This is a genomic window from Streptomyces sp. NPDC127106, from assembly GCF_042677605.1.
Lineage (GTDB): Bacteria > Actinomycetota > Actinomycetes > Streptomycetales > Streptomycetaceae > Streptomyces.
The window spans coordinates 34212-49926 of sequence record NZ_JBHXTC010000017.1 but is presented as its reverse complement, the minus strand read 5'-3'; the positions used below and the strand labels follow the sequence as shown (position 1 = coordinate 49926).

The window sequence follows — 15715 nt, the reverse complement described above, 5'->3', positions numbered from 1 at the left end:
GCGATGACCCGGCGATGGCGACGGAGCGGCAGACGACCGAGTCCCCCTCGCACCGGCACGGAACGTGGCCTGGCGGGAGTGGGCGAGCAGGGCCTCGCGTGTTCCGGAGCCATCTCCTCCAGGACGGTGTGTATGGTCCTCAAGGTGTGCCTCCAACCTTTCGCCCTTACTCTGCGCCGGGCACCGTCCGGGTTGGGAGGACCGCGCGGGGCGCACCGCCGGACCGTTCGTCCCGTCTCAGCGGGCGAGTACGGCCTCGCCGGATTTGGGTACGACGGCGGTCCAGCCGAGCTCGTCCTCGATCCGGTCCCGGAGCGTCTCGGCGGCGGTCGATCACGACGGCGTTGCGGGGGTCGGGCAGGACCCGGTGGAGGTGGTGCAGGACGCGGCCGCCGGTGGCCATTCCGGCGGAGGAGACGATGACCGCCGGGCCGGTGGTGTCGTTGATGTCGATCGACTCCTGGACGGTACGGGCGGCCAGGAAGGGCTCCGGGCTGATCGCGGCCTCGCCTCGGGCGATGATCTCGGGCCGTAGCTCGGGGGAGCGGGCCCGTACGGCGTCGCGGTAGACGTCGAGTGCGGCCAGGGCCATGGGGCTGTCGACGTAGACGGGCACGCCGCGGGGCAGCGTGCCGTCGCTGCGCAGGGCGGCGAGTTCGTGCAGGACGACCTCGGTGCGGTCGAGGGCGAAGGCCGGGATGACGACCGTGCCGCCACGGGACAGCGCGCGGGTGATCGCCGTGGCGAAGGCGTGCCGTGCGCTCTCGTCGTCGTGGCGGCGGTTGCCGTACGTCGACTCCATGAGCAGGACGTCGGCGCCGGCGAACGGCTCAGGCGGCAGGAGCAGCGGGTGGCCGGGGCGGCCCAGGTCGCCGCTGACGGCGAGGGCGTGGCCGTCCTCCAGGGTCAGGCGGGCCCAGGCGGAGCCGAGGATGTGGCCGCCGTGGTGGAGCACGAGTTTCGTTCCGGCCGTGATCTCGACCTCGCTGCCGACGGGGACCGGGTCGAAGAACCTCACCGTGTGGTCGACGTCGTCATCGTCGTAGAGCGGCTTGGCCGGCCGGTGCTTGGACCAGCCGTGCCGGTTGGCGTGCTCGGCGGCCTCCATCTGCAGGCGGGCGCTGTCGCGGAGCACGATCTCGGCGAGGCGGGCGGTGGCGGCGCTGGCCAGGACGGGGCCGCGGAAGCCGTGCCGGACCAGGCGCGGCAGGTAGCCGCAGTGGTCCAGGTGGGCGTGGGTGAGGACGACGGCGTGGATGTCGGCGGCGTCGCAGGGCAGCTTGGCCCAGTTGCGGCGGCGCAGGTCCGCGACACCCTGGAAGAGCCCGCAGTCGACGAGGATCCGGGCGTGGTCGCGCTCGACGAGGAACTTGCTGCCGGTGACCGTCCGCACACCGCCGAGGAAGGACAGCAGGGCCGGACGGGTGGACCCACGGGACGGCGACATGGCAACAGCCCTTCTTTCGGAACGGATGCCGATCTCAACCATGGCATCCGACTCCGCCTGGGGGAGGGCCCGACCGGTCCCTCGTCGGGCCCGACCGGCCCAAGCGCGGCAGAGAGATGAAGGGACAGCCTGGCGTTGACGCTTCCCTAGAGCAGAGAGAAGGCCGCGCTATGAAGGGACCGGTCCTCTACGGGCCGGAACGGACCTGCTGGCAGCACGTGCCGGACCACTTGGTCAAAGGCGACGTGCCCGACTTCACCCCGGCCGGAACCCGGGCCATGAGGCGGTCCTGCTCGCGGGCATCTGCTCGACCTCGGACGAGGTAGGCGTCCTCGACGGCAAGTACACCCCGGCGAGAGGTTCGCCGTGCCACCCCAGGAGCAGTGATCGCCATGACGAGCACCCCGCGAACCCCACATCGGCCGTCCGGCGGGACGGGCGGACGCACCGACCTGGGCCGCCGTCTGGCGGCCCGCCGCGAGGCCCTCGGCCTGAGCCGCGAGGAACTGGGCCGGCAGTGCGGAGCGGACGCCAACTACATCGCCTACCTGGAGGAGCACGCGGCCTCGCCGTCCATCGGCACCCTCGTCCGCGTCGCCGACGCCCTCGGCGTCACGGTCGACGACCTGACCGGCGCCAGCGCCGAGCGGGCCCCCGGCCGGGCAACCGCCCGGCGCGACACCGCGCTCGTACCCCTGGACGAGACCGAATGCCGAGGGCTGATGGGCACGCACGGCGTGGGCCGCATCGCCGTCTTCACCCCCGACGGCCCGGCCGTCCTCCCCGTCAACTACCTGGTCACGGGGACCGGAATCGCCTTCCGTACGCACGCGCACGCCGTTGCCGCCAGAGCCGCGGGAACCGAGGCCGCCTTCGAGATCGACCGCATCGACGACGTGACCGCCGAGGGCTGGAGCGTCCTGGCCGTCGGCGAACTCGCGGCCGTCACCGACGCCGACGAACTCCGGCACCTGAGCGCCGAGACCCGGTCCCACCCGTGGGCCGGCGGCGACCGCACCCACTGGATGAAGCTCACCCCCGTCCGGCTCACCGGCCGCCGCGTGGTGCACGGCTGATGGACGCCGTCCGCGCGGTCGTCTTCGACACCGACGGGGTGCTCCTGGCCACGGCGGCCCGCCACGCAGCCGCCTGGAAGGAGACCTTCGACGGGTGCCTCGCCGCATGGCAGCACCGGGACACCGGTGAACCGCCGCGCGCGTTCGACGCCGTCCGCGACTACCGGGAGCTGGTGGACGGCCGGTCCCGGCTCGACGGCGTACGCTCCTTCCTCACGGCGCGCCGCATCGACCTCCCCGGCGGAACCCCGACATCCAGGGCGGCACCACCGGCGAGGGCATCCACCTCGGCGCCATGGCCGGCACCCTCGACCTCGTCGAACGCGGCATCACCGGGCTCGACCCCGGTACCGACGGGCTGCACATCGACCGGGTGCCGCTCACCGAGACCCCGGCTCCGCGTTCTCCTTCTCGTACCTCGGGCACCGGGACATCCGCATCCGCTTCCGGCCGGGCCGGCTGGGCATCCGCGTCCCGCCGTCGCCCCTCGGCCCCGTGCCCCTGGTCCTGCCCGGCGGGAGGTACGAGCGGGTCGCTGCGGGCCGGGCACGGTGGTTCCGCCTGCCCGGAGCGGCCCTGCACGCGAGCGGACCACACGGCCCTGTGTGACTGGGCCCCTTGGCACTGCGGGCCGGGCATCCCGCGGCGTGACCCTGGAACTCGGACGCCATACCGGCGTCGCTTCCCCGAGAGGGTGGCCACGGTGCGGCGCACAAGGATCCGGTCCCGGCCGAAGCAGCCCCGCAGACCCGCACCGCTGGACTTGCGCACGCCGTCCGGCCGCACCCTGCCGTGCTGAGCCCCCGCCGCGACGCAGGCACCGGAGGACGTCATGGAACACATTTTCGTCCACGTCGGGATCGACTCCATATCCGTGGCCCCGGACGGCTTCGCTGCCGTCAAGCAGCACGTGGCGGCGGCCGAGGAGCGCAGGTAGGGGGAGGGCCGAACGGTCCCCGCCGGGAACCGTCCGACCCAAGCGGAGCCGCTGTTCGCCGCGTCACAGTGGCAACAGCCCGCACGGCGGAGACAGGGAGGCCCGACATGACCACCAAGAGAGTCCTGGTCGCCTACGGGACCAGGCACGGCGCCACGGCCGGCATCGCCGAGCAGATCGGCAGGACCCTTCGCGAGGACGGGCTGGAGGCCGTCGTACTGCCCGCGGACGGGATCCACGACGTCCGTGACTACGATGCCGTCGTCCTCGGCGGCGCCCTCTACGCAGGTCGTTGGAGCGGCAAGGCCAAGCGCTGCGCCGAACGCAATGCCGACTCCCTCCGGAAGCGCCCGGTGTGGCTGTTCAGCAGCGGCCCCCTCGACCGCTCGGCCGAGGAGCACGACATCCCCCCGACTCCCGCAGTCGCCCGGCAGATGCAACTGATCGGCGCACGGGAGCACAAGACCTTCGGTGGCAGTGTCACGGCTCGTACCCCCGGACTCCTCGTCCGGGGGATGCTCCACCAGGGCAAGGGCGGGGATTACCGCAACCCCGAACGCATCCAGACCTGGGCACACCACATCAGCGACGAGCTCGGCGCCGCCTGAACGGGGCGGCCCGCTCGGCACGTGTGCAGCGCGGAGGCGCGCCATGGACGACCGGACGACAGGACCGGGGGCCAACCCGCTTCGACGCAAGGCCGACGGGGCCCGCACAGGCCTGCACGCGGCCTTCGCCGTGGCCTGCCTGATCGCCGTTGTGTGCGGTGCCGTCGTCGGGTGGTCTGCCTGGACCGACGGCAGCCGCACCGCCGCGACGGTCGTGCCCCATCGGCATGCCGTCATGGCCGTCACGGTCGACGGGACCACCTATCAGGCCGGAGGCGGGCCGAGTGACAGAACCATCACCGTTGCCCCCGTCACCTGGCACTATCCCCCTGACCGCGCGCACAGGGAAACTGTCTCCGTCCCGCCGGGAACGCGGAAGGGAGACACCGTCCGTGTGTGGGTCGACGACCGCGGCAACGCCGTCGCCGCGCCGCCCGACACGGCCGAGCTGGCGCTGGAGGCGTTCGGCTTCGGCACGGTAGCGCTCACGGGAACCTTGCTCGTGTCAGGTGTCCTCGTGCGCTTCGGGCTCCGGATTGTCGACGCTCGCTGTGCCAGGGCTTGGGAAACCGAGTGGGAGGACGTCGAACCCCTCTGGACAGGTCGCCTGCGGCCCGATCAGGGAGCGGACGATGGCTGACGGTACCGTGAGCCCGAAGCTCGCATCGGACATCATGCCGGATCCGCTTGAGCCCCTTCCCTTGCTCCGCCGTGAACTGCACACGGGCCCCCTGGGGCTGTCGAGCCGGGAGGCAGGGCGCCGACTGGCTGTCTACGGGCCGAACGAGGTACGCCGCTCAGCGCAGCCGAGCATCCTGCGCGAACTCCTGCGGCAGCTGGTCCACCCCCTGGCCCTGCTGCTGTGGGCAGCGGCCGCCCTCGCCTTCTTCGCGGCCATCGACGTCCTGGGCTGGGCGATCGTCGCGGTCGTCCTCGTCAACGCCGGTTTCGCACTCGTCCAGGAACGGCAGGCCGAGAGAGCCGTCGAGACCCTGGCCCGCTACCTTCCCGCACAGGCCGCGGTGATCCGCGACGGGCAGCCACAGCACCTCCCCGCCCGTGATCTGGTCCCCGGTGACCTCATCGTCCTCGGGGAAGGCGACCGGATCCCCGCGGACGCCCGCCTCACGGGCGGAGGCATCGAAGCCGACCTGTCCATGCTGACCGGTGAGTCCACGCCCGTCGAGCGCCTGCCCGGGCCCGGGCTGCAAGCGCTCCCCGTGCTACAGGAGCCGAACCTCGTCTTCAGCGGCACCAGCGCCACGGAAGGGCAGGCGCAGGCGATCGTCTTCGCCACCGGAGACCACACCGAGCTCGGCCGGATCGCCGCCCTCAGCCAGCGCACCCGCCGCGAGCCGAGCCCGTTGGAGAGACAGGTCAAGAGGGTCGCCTGGCTCATCGCCGCGGTGGCCGTCGCCATGAGTGCGGTCTTCCTCGTGACCGGCGTGGCGGTCGGCCTCCCGGTGACCGACTCGCTGATGTTCGCGATCGGCCTGCTCGTCGCCAACGTGCCCGAAGGGCTGCTGCCCACCATCACCCTCGCTCTGGCCGTCGGCGTCCGAGTGTTGGCCCGGCAAGGCGCGGTGATCAAGCGGCTGAGCGCGGTGGAGACCCTGGGGTCCACGAACGTCATCTGCACGGACAAGACCGGGACCCTCACGCAGAACGAGATGCGACTGCACGACTTCTGGACGCCTGGGCACCTCACGGCGTCCGGGCCCTGGAGCGCCGAGCTCATCCGGGCAGCGGCCCTGTGCACCACGGTCACGCGCGTGACCGATGGCCGGCTGCACGGCGATCCGACCGAGATCGCACTGGTCGAGGGAGCCGCACAGCAAGCCGTTCCGCTGGATTCGGCCGACCGGGACGCCCGTCGACACGCCTGCTTCCGCTTCGACCCGCGCCTGCGCCGGATGTCGGTGGTTCATGCCTCGGACGACGGCCGCCTCCGCGTCATCGTCAAGGGCGCCCCGGAGGCCGTCCTGTCACTGCTGGCCGGCGGGGAGCCGGCCCGGCAGGCACAGGACGCCGCCGAGGCCCTGGCTGCGGACGGCATGCGGGTGCTCGCCGTCGCCGTGCGGGACCTGTCGGCCGGTGCCGACGGCCCTGCGCGGCGCCAGGAGGCCGAGCGGGACCTGCACCTGCTCGGGCTGGTCGGCCTCTACGATCCGCCGCGTCCGGAGGTCGCGGCCGCGGTCCGGCGCTGCCACGAGGCGGGCCTTACCGTGCACATCGTCACCGGCGACAGCGGCGCCACGGCCGCCGCGATCGCCCGCGCTGTCGGCATCGGCAGGCCGGAGCTGCATGTGATCGCCCAGTCCGAGGCGGTCGACGACCACCAGCTCGACCGCCTCCTCCGGAAGGGCGGCACCGAGATCGTCTTCGCGCGTTCCTCGCCCGAGACGAAGCTAAAGGTGGCTGATGCCTTGAGGAGCCACGGACAGATCATCGCCATGACGGGCGACGGCGTGAACGACGCCCCGGCCCTGCACCGCGCCCACATCGGCGTGGCCATGGGGCGATCGGGCACCGACGTGGCCCGCGAGGCGTCGACCATGGTCCTGACGGACGACAACTTCGCCACCATCGTCACGGCGATCGAATCCGGACGCCGGGTCTACGACAACGTCCGCAAGTTCATCGTCTACATCTTCGCCCACCTCACCCCCGAAGTCGTTCCCTTCCTCGTCTTCGCCCTCTCCGGCGGGGCCGTTCCACTGCCGCTGACCGTGCTCCAGATCCTCGCCATCGACCTCGGCACCGAGACGCTCCCCGCCCTGGCCCTCGGCCGAGAGCGCGCCGAACCGGGGATCATGAGCCGGCCGCCCCGCCCCAGCACCCAAGGAGTGATCAACAAGGACATGCTGATCCGCAGCTGGGGCTGGCTCGGCACCGTCTCCGCGGCTCTCGTCATGACGGCCTTCTTCTACGTGCTCTGGCGCGCGGGATGGCATCCGGGCGACCCGGTCGACCCCGGCACCCCGCTCCACCACGCCTACCTCACCGCGACCACCGCCACCTTCGCCGGTATCGTCACCTGCCAGGTCGGCACGGCCTTCGCCGCCCGCACCGACCACGCGGCCCTGCACGACATCGGCCTCTTCACCAACCCCCTCCTGCTCGCCGGCATCGCCTTCGAACTCGCCTTCACTGCGGCGCTCGTCTACGCGCCCCCGCTCCAGCACCTCTTCGGCACCGCGGCCCTCCCCCTGGACGTCGTCCTCCTCATCGCGGCGTTCCCACCGTTGGTGTGGGGAACCGACGAACTCCGCCGCTGGGCACGCCGCCACCGCTCATGAACCCACGACGGAGGAATGCCATGTCTCACACCAGCGAGTGGAAGACCCGCGTCTACCTGTTCGAGGAAGACCGCACGACCAAGGTCCGCGTCGAGCTGGACACCGGCACCACGAAGCTCACCGGCCACGGCACCGCGCACTGCAACCCCACGGACGCGGACGTACCGGAGATCGGTGACGAGCTCGCCGCAGCCCGAGCCATGGAAGACCTCAGTGCGCAGCTGAAGCGGCTCGCCTACGGTGACATGGAGGCGGCCGAAACCCGTCCGTGAGCGGGCAGGCCCTCAGCCGCCGGGTCAGACCGGATGCGTGGGCGAGCCGGTCATCGAACTGACCGGCCTGACCAAGCGGTACGGGGCCTGGCCGTGAGCCCTCTGATCACGCGTCCGTGCTGCGGAGCCGGGGAGTCACCGAACCTTCAGGACCTCCTCCACCGGCCGGCGGGGCGTCGTGGGTCCCTGGGGGCCGTAGCCGAGGCGGATCACCATCTGGACGTGACCCATGGCCTCGGCCGGGTCGCGGACGGTCCACCGCAGTTCCCGCCACTCCAGCGGCTGGGAGGTCATCGAGGTGGCGAGGCCGTCCGCGGTGGCCTGGAGGAGGACGCGTTCCAGCGCCTGGCCGGCGCGGAGCCAGTCGGTCCGGGTGTCCCCGGCGGTGCCGAGCAGGACCAGCTGCGGCCTCTTCTCGAACACGGCCCAGCCGCGGTCCGGCGTGGGCCGGGAGCGGCCGAAGTCGCGTACGGGGGCAGGTCCGCCGGAACTGCGCGGGCCGAAGGCGGTCGCGGGAATGCCGTCGCTGCGCGGGGCGGCCGCATTCCGCACGGGCGTGGTCCACGCCGCGGTCTCCGCCTGGGCCAGCGGATCGATCTCCTCCCGGTGTTCTGCGTCACGCACCAGTCCGAGCACCGTTTCGACGTGCCAGTCACCCGGAATCGCCAGCCGGCAGCCCTCCAGGCGGGCCGCGGCCCGCAGACCGTCCAGCACAGCCTGCGGTACCGGCTCGTCGCTGAACGGGTAGCGGCTGGTGTGCCGGCGTCTCAGAGCATCGTGCAACGCTGCCAGCTCGCGGTCCGCACCTTCCGGTTCGTCCGCGGTCGCCGTGGCCAGCAGCCATGGATCGGAGTCGTCGGGCAGCAGCCGCACCCGAACCGGGTGATGGTGCCAGACCGCGGAGACGCGCAGGTTGAACAGCGCTGCGGCGCAACCGAGGTGAAGAGCCCGGTGATCCGGATCGGTTCTCGTCAGGGCACGTTCCGGATCGCCGTGCAGCTCGATGGTGTTGCTCCGTGAGTGGAACACGAACTTCCACGGTTGGGTGTTGTGCATGGACGGCGCGGTGACGGCGTCGCCGACGAGCCGGACGACGACATCGGGCTCCAGGTGTGGTGCGGTCACGGGCTGGTCCTGTCTGTGCGACCTCAGTCGTGCGCCACGACGGCTACCGGGGAGGTGGCGTGGTGCATGACCGCGTGCGTGAGGGGGCCGATGTGGGTGCCGAGTGCCGAGCGGCGGATGCGCCGGCCAACGACGACGAGTGCCGCACCGGATGCCGCTTCCAGGATCTGTACGGCGGGCTGTCCGATGACGGCGCGTGAGTCGACCACGAGTCGGGGGTACTTCCGTTCCCAAGGGCTCAGCAGTTCCCGGAGCCTGGCTTCCAGCCTGTCGGCGATCTCCTCCTCGACGCCGGGATCGAGGGCGGGAGCGTAGGCGAGCATGGGCGGCGGGGACCAGCCGTGGATGACGACGAGGGGGCAGGACCGCCGGTGGGCTTCCTCGCAGGCGAAGGCGAACAGCCGGTCGCACGTGCTCCGGAGGTCCACTCCGACCACCACCGGCCCGTCGTCTCCCGTCGGCCCCGGCGAGCCGTCCGGGCTCTCGGTTGCCGCGCGTACGCGGACGACGGGCGTCTCGGTCCTGGGGATGGTGTCCGAGCCGGTGGAGCCGACGAAGAACCCGGCGACCGGGCCGAGCCGGCGTGAGCCGAGGACCAGGAGGTCCGCGTCCGCGGCGGCGGACGCGAGGGCGTCGGCCGTCGCGAGGCCGTCGATCCGCCGGGTGCTGATGTCCAGCGCGGGGTGCTCGCGCGCCAGTCGCTGCCGGGCGCGGGCCAGGAGTTCCTCGGTCCAGCGTCGGCGGGATTCGGGCAGGGGTACGGCGAAGGGCGCGTACAGCGGCCAGTCCTCGACGTGGACGAGGTCCAGGTCGGCGCCGCGCAGTTCGGCTTCCTCGGCCGCCCAGTCGGCGCAGGCGAGGTCCGCGTCCGATCCGTCCAGGCCTGCCGTGATCCGGTTCGACATGATGGTCCTCCTCGGGTCGGATACCCGGCTGCTCTCAGGCTCTGCCGTGTGCGAATGCCCGGGTGGGCCCGGTCGGTCCGACCGGGGACTGTTCGCTCCTCCTCAGATACGGTCGGCGTCGCCGGCGGCCGGGACACAGGTCAGCCGGTTGTCGACGTCCACGACTCCGTCGACGCTCTGGCAGAGCCGGACGACCACGGGCAGCACCTCGGGCCGGGGCACCGTGCCGCTGAGCGTCACCAGCCCGTCGTCCACGTCGACGGTGATCGAAGAAGGAGCGATGCGCAGGGTGCGGGCCAGGACGTCCTCCACGATCTCCTCCTGGATGGCGCGGTCGCGTCGGAGGAACAGCCGGATCAGGTCGCTACGGCTGAGCACCCCGATCACTCGACCGTCCGTGTCGACGACCGGCAGGCGTTTGACCCCGTGCCGCTGCATCACCCGGGCGGCGCGAACCACACTCCACTCGGGGCGGGCGGTGACAGCCGGGCTCGTCATGAGGTCCTCGGCGGTCGGCGCACCGCCGGCGGTGCGCCGACGGAGCAGGTCGGCTTCCGACACGACGCCTACCGGGCGCCCGGTCTCGTCCACGACGGGCATGGCGGTGATGTCGAACTCCTGCAGCAGCCGGGCGACCTCCTTGAACGCCGTGGCGGGGCGGACCGTGACGGCAGTGGGCGTCATCAGGTCCGCGACGCTGCGGTGCCTCATGGCGGTCTTCCCCTCAGGCTGCGGTCGGAACCGTGAAGTCGGCCTTGACGTCCACAACGCCCGGCACGGTGCCGGCGGCGCGGACCACGACGTCTTCCAGCGTGGGATCCGGCAAGGATCCGTACAGGTAGGCGATGCCGCTGGAGACGTGCACGTGGACCTCGGCAGAGCCGTGCGGGATCAGTTGGCACGTGATCAGCTCACGGATTTCGGTGCCGATGTCCGCATCCGGGCGCAGGTACACCTTCAGCAGGTCGCCGCGGCTGACGACACCGACCAAGCGGCCGTCGCCGTCGACCACGGGCAGGCGCTTGAGATGGCGCCGCGCCATCAGGCGTGCCGCGGCCCGGATGGTGGCTTCCTTCGTCACCGTCACGGCCGGGCGGGTCATCAGCTGCCCCGCGGTGGTCGCGCGGTCCGGGGAGGTGTGCTGTTCCCCGAGCAGCAGGTCGGCTTCGGAGACAACGCCGGCCACCCGTCCGTCCTCGGACAGGACGGGGAGGGCGCTGACGTTCCACATCCGCATCGTTTCCACGATGTCCTTGAACACGGTGCCTCGGTCGACGGACATCGCGGCGTGTGTCATGACGTCATCGACCGTGCGCAGGTGCTTCATGGCCTTGCCTCCGTAAAGGAACTCCTGGTATCCGGGGACTGTCGGGCCGGTCGGGTTCGGACGGCTCGGAACCGGACCTGCGGACCGGTTCAGTCATGGGCGATGACGGCGACGGGTGCCGACGCGTGGTGCAGCACCGCGTGGGCCACCGGGCCCACGTGTGCGCCGAGGGGTGAGCGCCGCAGGCGGCGTCCCACCACGACCAGCCCCGCACTCGGGGAGGCAGCGACGAGGTGCTCCCCTGCGGATCCCCTGAAAACGCTGTGGGTGACGGCCACGCCCGGAAACTTGTGCCGCCAGGGCAGCAGCATGTCGTCCACCATGTGCGTGACGCTCTGACCGACCTCCCGTTCGTTGTCCGGGTCGAAGAGGGGGACGTAGGAGTAGGCGGGAGGCATCTTCCAGCCGTGTACGGCCCGCAGCGGGCAGCCGCGCCGGGCCGCCTCCTCGAAGGCGAAGGCGAGTACCCGGTCACAGGCCTCGTGGATGTCGACACCGACGACGATCTCGGTGCCGGAACCGGTGCCCGGCCCGTCCGGGTCGTCTGCCATGCGGACGAGGACGACCGGGGTGTCGGTGGCGACCACGGTGGACAGCGCCACCGAGCCGATGAGGAAACCGACCAGACCGCCCAGGCCGCGTGAGCCCAGAACCAGCAGCGCGGCGTCTGCGGCCTCGGCGGCGAGGGCAGCCGCCGGCCGTGCCGTCGGGCATCGGGTCGTGATCTCCAGGTGCGGATGGCGCCGGCGCAGTTCCTGCGCCGTCTCGGTCAGGGCCTGGTCCGCCCACCGGTCCACATCCTGTTTGCCCAGGCCGGGAAGTACCGGGTCCAGGGGCCAGTCGACGGCGTGGACGAGCCGCAGCGGCACCTGCCGCAGGACGGCTTCCCGCGCGGCCCAGCGCGCAGCCGCCCGGCTCTCCGCGGAGCCGTCGACCCCGACTGTCACGTGGTTCTTCATACTGACGGATTCCTCCAGGCGGGCGGGGACCGGGCGTCACCACGGCATCGCGTGGCGACTGGGCCCGGCATGGGTGCTCGCCGTGTCGTCGGAGCGGGCCGTGACACGCGAGGCGACGGCCACGACTCCGTCGAGCCGTTCGACGAGGCCGAGCAGTACGGGCAGCTGACTCTGGTGTCGCACCCTGCCGTCCAGGGTGACGATGCCGTCCACGACGTGCACCTCGACCTCGTCGGCCGATACACCCGCGACGTCTCTGAGGACGTCGCCGACGCGTCGGCGTATTTCGGCGTCCGGGCGCAGGAACATGCGGAGCAGGTCCCGGCGGGTGACGATGCCGACGAGCCGGTCCTCCACGTCCACGACGGGCAGCCGTTCGATGCCGCGGCGCGTCATCAGTCTGGCGGCGTCAGCCGCTGTCTCTTCGGCACGGACGGTTACCGCAGGTGCGGACATGATGTCGCCGGCCGCTGGAAGCTTCACCGGAGCACCGCCGCCCACCGGATCGGGATGGGGGCCCGTACCGGCCAGCAGGTCGGTCTGCGAGACGACACCCACGACGTGGTCCTCATCGTCCAGGACGGGAACCCCGGAGATGTCGTACTGGGCGAGGAGCTTTGCGACGTCCTTGAAAGCGGTGTCCGGGGCCACGGAGACGACCTCGTCGGTCATCAGGTCCGCCACCTTGATGTGTTTCATGAGGCCCTCCTGCTGTGCCGGGTCACGCGAGGCCGATGCCCTGTGTGGGTGTGCCACTCACCCTCCGTCGGAGCAGAGGGGGAATCGAGGGCCGAACGGTCCCGTCCGGGGACCGGAAGGACCCCGGTCCAGGGCGGTACGGGGCCGAGCCGGACCGATGGGGACCTTTGGGCCCGGCGGCGGTCCCGTGCGGCCCTCTTGCCACGGCACCGCGGGTGTCAGCGTGGGTGGTGTCCCCATCGGCTTCTGGGTTGGGAGTAACCGTGGAAAGCACCATCCGTACCCCGGACACCAGCTCGGTCACCGTCGGTGTGGACGGCTCGGAGCCGGCTCGCCGCGCTGCCCTGTGGGCCGCCGGGGAGGCCGTACGCCGCAGCCGCCCCCTGCACATCGTCTACGGTGCGGACACCGACGGCAGGGCCCTGTACGTGTCGGCTGAGACCATCGAGAAGGTCCGTGCCGCAGGCCGGGAGATCCTGGACGACACGGCGAAGGCCGTGGCTGCCGAGTACCCCGGTCTGCTCGTGACGACCGAGTTCAGCCGCACGGATGCCGTCTCCACCCTGCACCGGGCCGGCGGCCTGCACGGCACGATCGTCGTGGGCAACCGCGGTCTGGGCGGCTTCAACTCGCTCATGCTCGGTTCCGTCGGTCTCAAAGCGGCCGCTGGTGCCAGAACCCCGGTCATCGTGGTCCGCGGCATCGGCGAGACGGAGGAGCGGGGCGCCGTCCTCGCGGCCGTCCGCGACGCGGACGATCTCGTGTGCGCCCGGTACGCCGCTCAGGAGGCCGAACTACACAAGGCGTCCCTGCGACTGCTGCACGTGTGGAACCTCTTCCAGTCCGTCGGCAAGGGGGTGACCGTGCTCGACGAGGCCGACGAGATCGCCGAGGCACACGCCGCAGCCCTGGAGGCCGTCACGGACGCGATCCTCGACGAGTTCCCCGACCTGACCGTCGAAAGCGACGCGCAGAAGAGCACCTCCGTGGCCGGAGTGCTCGTCGAGGCGTCCCGCCGTGCCGACCTGCTCGTCATGGGCGGCCGCAGGGCCCCCACCCTGCTCGGACTCGGCCGCAACCTGGGCAGGGCCACGCACAGTGTGCTCCACCACGCAGACTGTCCCGTGCTCCTCATCCCCCGCGAGGGCACCGACTCCGGGAGCCGGTCATGACCGGCCACCGGGCAGATGCGCGTGACGTCCTCGTGGGCATCGACCCGCTCCGGGAGTGGCACCTTCCCCTGGCCTGGGCCGCCGACGAAGCGTACCGGCGCCGCCTCCCGCTGCGCCTGGTGCTCGCCGTACCACCTCCGCACGACACCCACTACGGCGACGACGACGGCCGGCAGATCGCCCTGCGGCGAACGGGGGCCGAGAGACTGGAACAGGCCCGTGACTGGGTCCACGAACGCCATCCCGAGCTGGCCGTAGCCGGCGACCTGCTCGGCGGCTTCCCCGCCCCCGTCATCGCCGAGGCGGCCCGGCAGGCCCGCATGGTCGTGCTCGGTTCCCGGCACCTCGGCCGGGTCGCGGAGGTGTTCGGTGCCGGATCGCTCGTGGTCCCGGTGACCGCACAGGCCCCCTGCCCGGTCGTCGTCGTGGGCGACGCCGAGCACACCACCCAGCAGCCGCCGTACATCGTCGCCGGAATCGACGGCAGCGCCGCCTCGGCCTCCGTGCTCGGGTTCGCCCTCGACGAGGCCGATCTGCGCGGCGCGGCCGTGCGGGCCGTCTCGGTGTGGCAGCCGCCGGTGTTCCTGCTGCACGACGAGGAAGTCGCCCTACGGGCTCAGCGAGCCCTGCTGGCCGAGGCCACCGCCGGGCTCTTGGAGAAGTATCCCGACGTGCGCCTCACCCACGAGGTACTCGTCGGCCATCCGGTGGAGGAGCTGGCCCGGGCGGCCGAGCACGCTCTGGCCGTCGTCGTGGGTCGGCGCGGCCGAGGCGGCTACACCGGCATGCGACTCGGATCCGTCGTGCACGGTCTGCTGCACCGTGCGCACTGCCCGGTGATCACCATCCCGACCGAATGAGACCGACATGACCAGCCGCGTGACCGACACACCGGCCGCTCGCGCCCAGGAACAACCGGGGCTCACGCAGGCCGAAGCCGAACGCCGGCTGGTCCGCCACGGCCGCAACGAGGTGCCACCACCCCGGCCGACGCCCCTGTACCGCCGCGTGCTGGCACAGCTGCGCGACCCGCTGATCATGGTGCTGCTCGGTGCCGCGCTGCTGACCATCGCGATCGGGGACCACCCGGACGCCGTGGTCATCGGCTTGGTGATCATCGTCAACACCACGGTGGGGGTCGCCCAGGAGGTCAGGGCGGACCGCGCCGTCGCCGCGCTCTCCGCGCTCTCCGCCCCCCACGCCCGGGTGCTGCGCGACGGAGCCGCGCACGATGTTGCCGCCGCACTCGTGGTGCCCGGGGACACCCTGCTGCTGGGCGAGGGCGACATCGTCGCCGCGGACGCCGACCTGACCGAGGCCTCCGCGCTCCTGATGGACGAATCGATGCTCACCGGTGAATCCGAACCCGTCGACAAGGCTCCGGGCGGGATGGTGAGCGCCGGCACCGTCGTCGTCCGCGGCCGGGGCACCGCCACCGCCACGGCCACCGGATCGGCGAGTGCCCTCGGCCGCATCGCCGCCCTGCTCGACGGAGGCCACGAGCCGACCCCGCTCCAGCGCCGGCTCGCTTCCCTCGGGCGCATCCTGGCTGCCGTCACCATCGCCCTGTGCGTGCTGTTCTTCGCTCTGGGCCTGCTGCGCGGTCTAGCGCCGAGCACGATGGCCGTCACCGCCATCAGCCTGGCCGTCGCCGCGGTGCCCGAGTCTCTGCCGGCGGTGGTCACCCTCGCCCTCGCCCTCGGGGCCCGCCGTATGGCGGCACGGGGCGCGCTCGTCCGCCGCCTGCCCGCCGTCGAGACGCTGGGCTCGGTGAGCGTGCTGGCCACGGACAAAACCGGCCCACAACACCTATGGCGCAGGGGGGGAAAGAACCATGGGGCGCCCGCCGGGGGCGCCCACCCCAACCGACGCGGCGGCGAGACGCAGGG

15 protein-coding genes are annotated in these 15715 nt (G+C 72.0%); 8 read left to right on the top strand and 7 right to left on the bottom strand.

Annotated elements, in window-relative coordinates; genetic code table 11:
• Positions 1-166: 166 nt before the first annotated feature.
• Positions 167-1447 (bottom strand): MBL fold metallo-hydrolase, encoded by a 1281-nt coding sequence (locus ACFVGY_RS16940; RefSeq protein WP_385677394.1) that lies wholly within the window; start codon positions 1445-1447, stop codon positions 167-169.
• 392 nt (positions 1448-1839) lie between these two features.
• Between ACFVGY_RS16940 and ACFVGY_RS16935 the strand changes: the two genes are divergently transcribed.
• The 5 genes from ACFVGY_RS16935 (at position 1840) to ACFVGY_RS16915 (ending at position 7639) form a co-directional block, all read left to right on the top strand.
• Positions 1840-2523, top strand: a complete 684-nt coding sequence (locus tag ACFVGY_RS16935; protein ID WP_385677391.1) for a helix-turn-helix domain-containing protein — start codon at positions 1840-1842, stop codon at positions 2521-2523.
• Between the two features lie 1044 nt (positions 2524-3567).
• Entirely contained in the window at positions 3568-4068 is a 501-nt protein-coding gene (locus tag ACFVGY_RS16930; protein WP_385677388.1) for a flavodoxin domain-containing protein, read from the top strand.
• A gap of 43 nt (positions 4069-4111) precedes the next feature.
• Positions 4112-4708 (top strand): hypothetical protein, encoded by a 597-nt coding sequence (locus ACFVGY_RS16925; protein ID WP_385677386.1) that lies wholly within the window; start codon positions 4112-4114, stop codon positions 4706-4708.
• Positions 4701-7367 carry a cation-translocating P-type ATPase gene (locus tag ACFVGY_RS16920; RefSeq protein WP_385677383.1) on the top strand — a complete coding sequence of 889 codons (2667 nt, stop codon included), beginning with the start codon at positions 4701-4703 and terminating at the stop codon, positions 7365-7367. Before ACFVGY_RS16925 ends, ACFVGY_RS16920 begins: the two co-directional genes overlap by 8 nt.
• 20 nt (positions 7368-7387) lie before the next feature.
• Positions 7388-7639 (top strand): DUF1876 domain-containing protein, encoded by a 252-nt coding sequence (locus ACFVGY_RS16915; RefSeq protein ID WP_385677380.1) that lies wholly within the window; start codon positions 7388-7390, stop codon positions 7637-7639.
• 135 nt (positions 7640-7774) lie between these two features.
• Here ACFVGY_RS16915 and ACFVGY_RS16910 read toward each other — a convergent pair whose 3' ends face one another.
• The 6 genes from ACFVGY_RS16910 to ACFVGY_RS16885 all read right to left on the bottom strand — a co-directional run bounded on the left by ACFVGY_RS16910 (position 7775) and on the right by ACFVGY_RS16885 (position 12654).
• Positions 7775-8764 (bottom strand): Acg family FMN-binding oxidoreductase, encoded by a 990-nt coding sequence (locus tag ACFVGY_RS16910; protein WP_385677377.1) that lies wholly within the window; start codon positions 8762-8764, stop codon positions 7775-7777.
• Positions 8765-8787: 23 nt separating this feature from the next.
• Complete coding sequence (locus ACFVGY_RS16905) at positions 8788-9669, bottom strand: universal stress protein (protein WP_385677374.1); 882 nt, start codon at positions 9667-9669, stop codon at positions 8788-8790.
• A gap of 102 nt (positions 9670-9771) precedes the next feature.
• Positions 9772-10380, bottom strand: coding sequence for a CBS domain-containing protein (locus ACFVGY_RS16900; protein WP_385677371.1), 609 nt, complete (start codon positions 10378-10380; stop codon positions 9772-9774).
• Between the two features lie 13 nt (positions 10381-10393).
• Positions 10394-10996: a CBS domain-containing protein gene (locus tag ACFVGY_RS16895; protein WP_385677368.1), complete on the bottom strand. Its 603-nt coding sequence runs from the start codon at positions 10994-10996 to the stop codon at positions 10394-10396.
• Between the two features lie 89 nt (positions 10997-11085).
• Complete coding sequence (locus tag ACFVGY_RS16890) at positions 11086-11955, bottom strand: universal stress protein (RefSeq protein ID WP_385677365.1); 870 nt, start codon at positions 11953-11955, stop codon at positions 11086-11088.
• 36 nt (positions 11956-11991) lie between these two features.
• A complete protein-coding gene (locus ACFVGY_RS16885) occupies positions 11992-12654 on the bottom strand; it encodes a CBS domain-containing protein (RefSeq protein WP_385677362.1) in 663 nt (220 codons plus the stop codon).
• Between the two features lie 263 nt (positions 12655-12917).
• Between ACFVGY_RS16885 and ACFVGY_RS16880 the strand changes: the two genes are divergently transcribed.
• The 3 genes from ACFVGY_RS16880 to ACFVGY_RS16870 form a co-directional block, all read left to right on the top strand.
• Positions 12918-13826, top strand: coding sequence for a universal stress protein (locus tag ACFVGY_RS16880; RefSeq protein ID WP_385677359.1), 909 nt, complete (start codon positions 12918-12920; stop codon positions 13824-13826).
• Positions 13823-14686 (top strand): universal stress protein, encoded by an 864-nt coding sequence (locus tag ACFVGY_RS16875; RefSeq protein ID WP_385677356.1) that lies wholly within the window; start codon positions 13823-13825, stop codon positions 14684-14686. The genes ACFVGY_RS16880 and ACFVGY_RS16875 overlap by 4 nt, the downstream gene beginning before the upstream one ends.
• Positions 14687-14693: 7 nt before the next feature.
• Positions 14694-15715, top strand: a 1022-nt coding sequence (locus ACFVGY_RS16870; protein ID WP_385677352.1) for an HAD-IC family P-type ATPase, incomplete at its 3' end; no start/stop codon positions are given.

Bases quoted from the DNA above. Each gene is read 5' to 3' on its own strand.
- ACFVGY_RS16940 (WP_385677394.1), bottom strand. From the start codon at position 1,447: ATGTCGCCGTCCCGTGGGTCCACCCGTCCGGCCCTGCTGTCCTTCCTC.
- ACFVGY_RS16935 (WP_385677391.1), top strand. From the start codon at position 1,840: ATGACGAGCACCCCGCGAACCCCACATCGGCCGTCCGGCGGGACGGGC.
- ACFVGY_RS16930 (WP_385677388.1), top strand. From the start codon at position 3,568: ATGACCACCAAGAGAGTCCTGGTCGCCTACGGGACCAGGCACGGCGCC.
- ACFVGY_RS16925 (WP_385677386.1), top strand. From the start codon at position 4,112: ATGGACGACCGGACGACAGGACCGGGGGCCAACCCGCTTCGACGCAAG.
- ACFVGY_RS16920 (WP_385677383.1), top strand. From the start codon at position 4,701: ATGGCTGACGGTACCGTGAGCCCGAAGCTCGCATCGGACATCATGCCG.
- ACFVGY_RS16915 (WP_385677380.1), top strand. From the start codon at position 7,388: ATGTCTCACACCAGCGAGTGGAAGACCCGCGTCTACCTGTTCGAGGAA.
- ACFVGY_RS16905 (WP_385677374.1), bottom strand. From the start codon at position 9,669: ATGTCGAACCGGATCACGGCAGGCCTGGACGGATCGGACGCGGACCTC.
- ACFVGY_RS16900 (WP_385677371.1), bottom strand. From the start codon at position 10,380: ATGAGGCACCGCAGCGTCGCGGACCTGATGACGCCCACTGCCGTCACG.
- ACFVGY_RS16895 (WP_385677368.1), bottom strand. From the start codon at position 10,996: ATGAAGCACCTGCGCACGGTCGATGACGTCATGACACACGCCGCGATG.
- ACFVGY_RS16890 (WP_385677365.1), bottom strand. From the start codon at position 11,955: ATGAAGAACCACGTGACAGTCGGGGTCGACGGCTCCGCGGAGAGCCGG.
- ACFVGY_RS16885 (WP_385677362.1), bottom strand. From the start codon at position 12,654: ATGAAACACATCAAGGTGGCGGACCTGATGACCGACGAGGTCGTCTCC.
- ACFVGY_RS16875 (WP_385677356.1), top strand. From the start codon at position 13,823: ATGACCGGCCACCGGGCAGATGCGCGTGACGTCCTCGTGGGCATCGAC.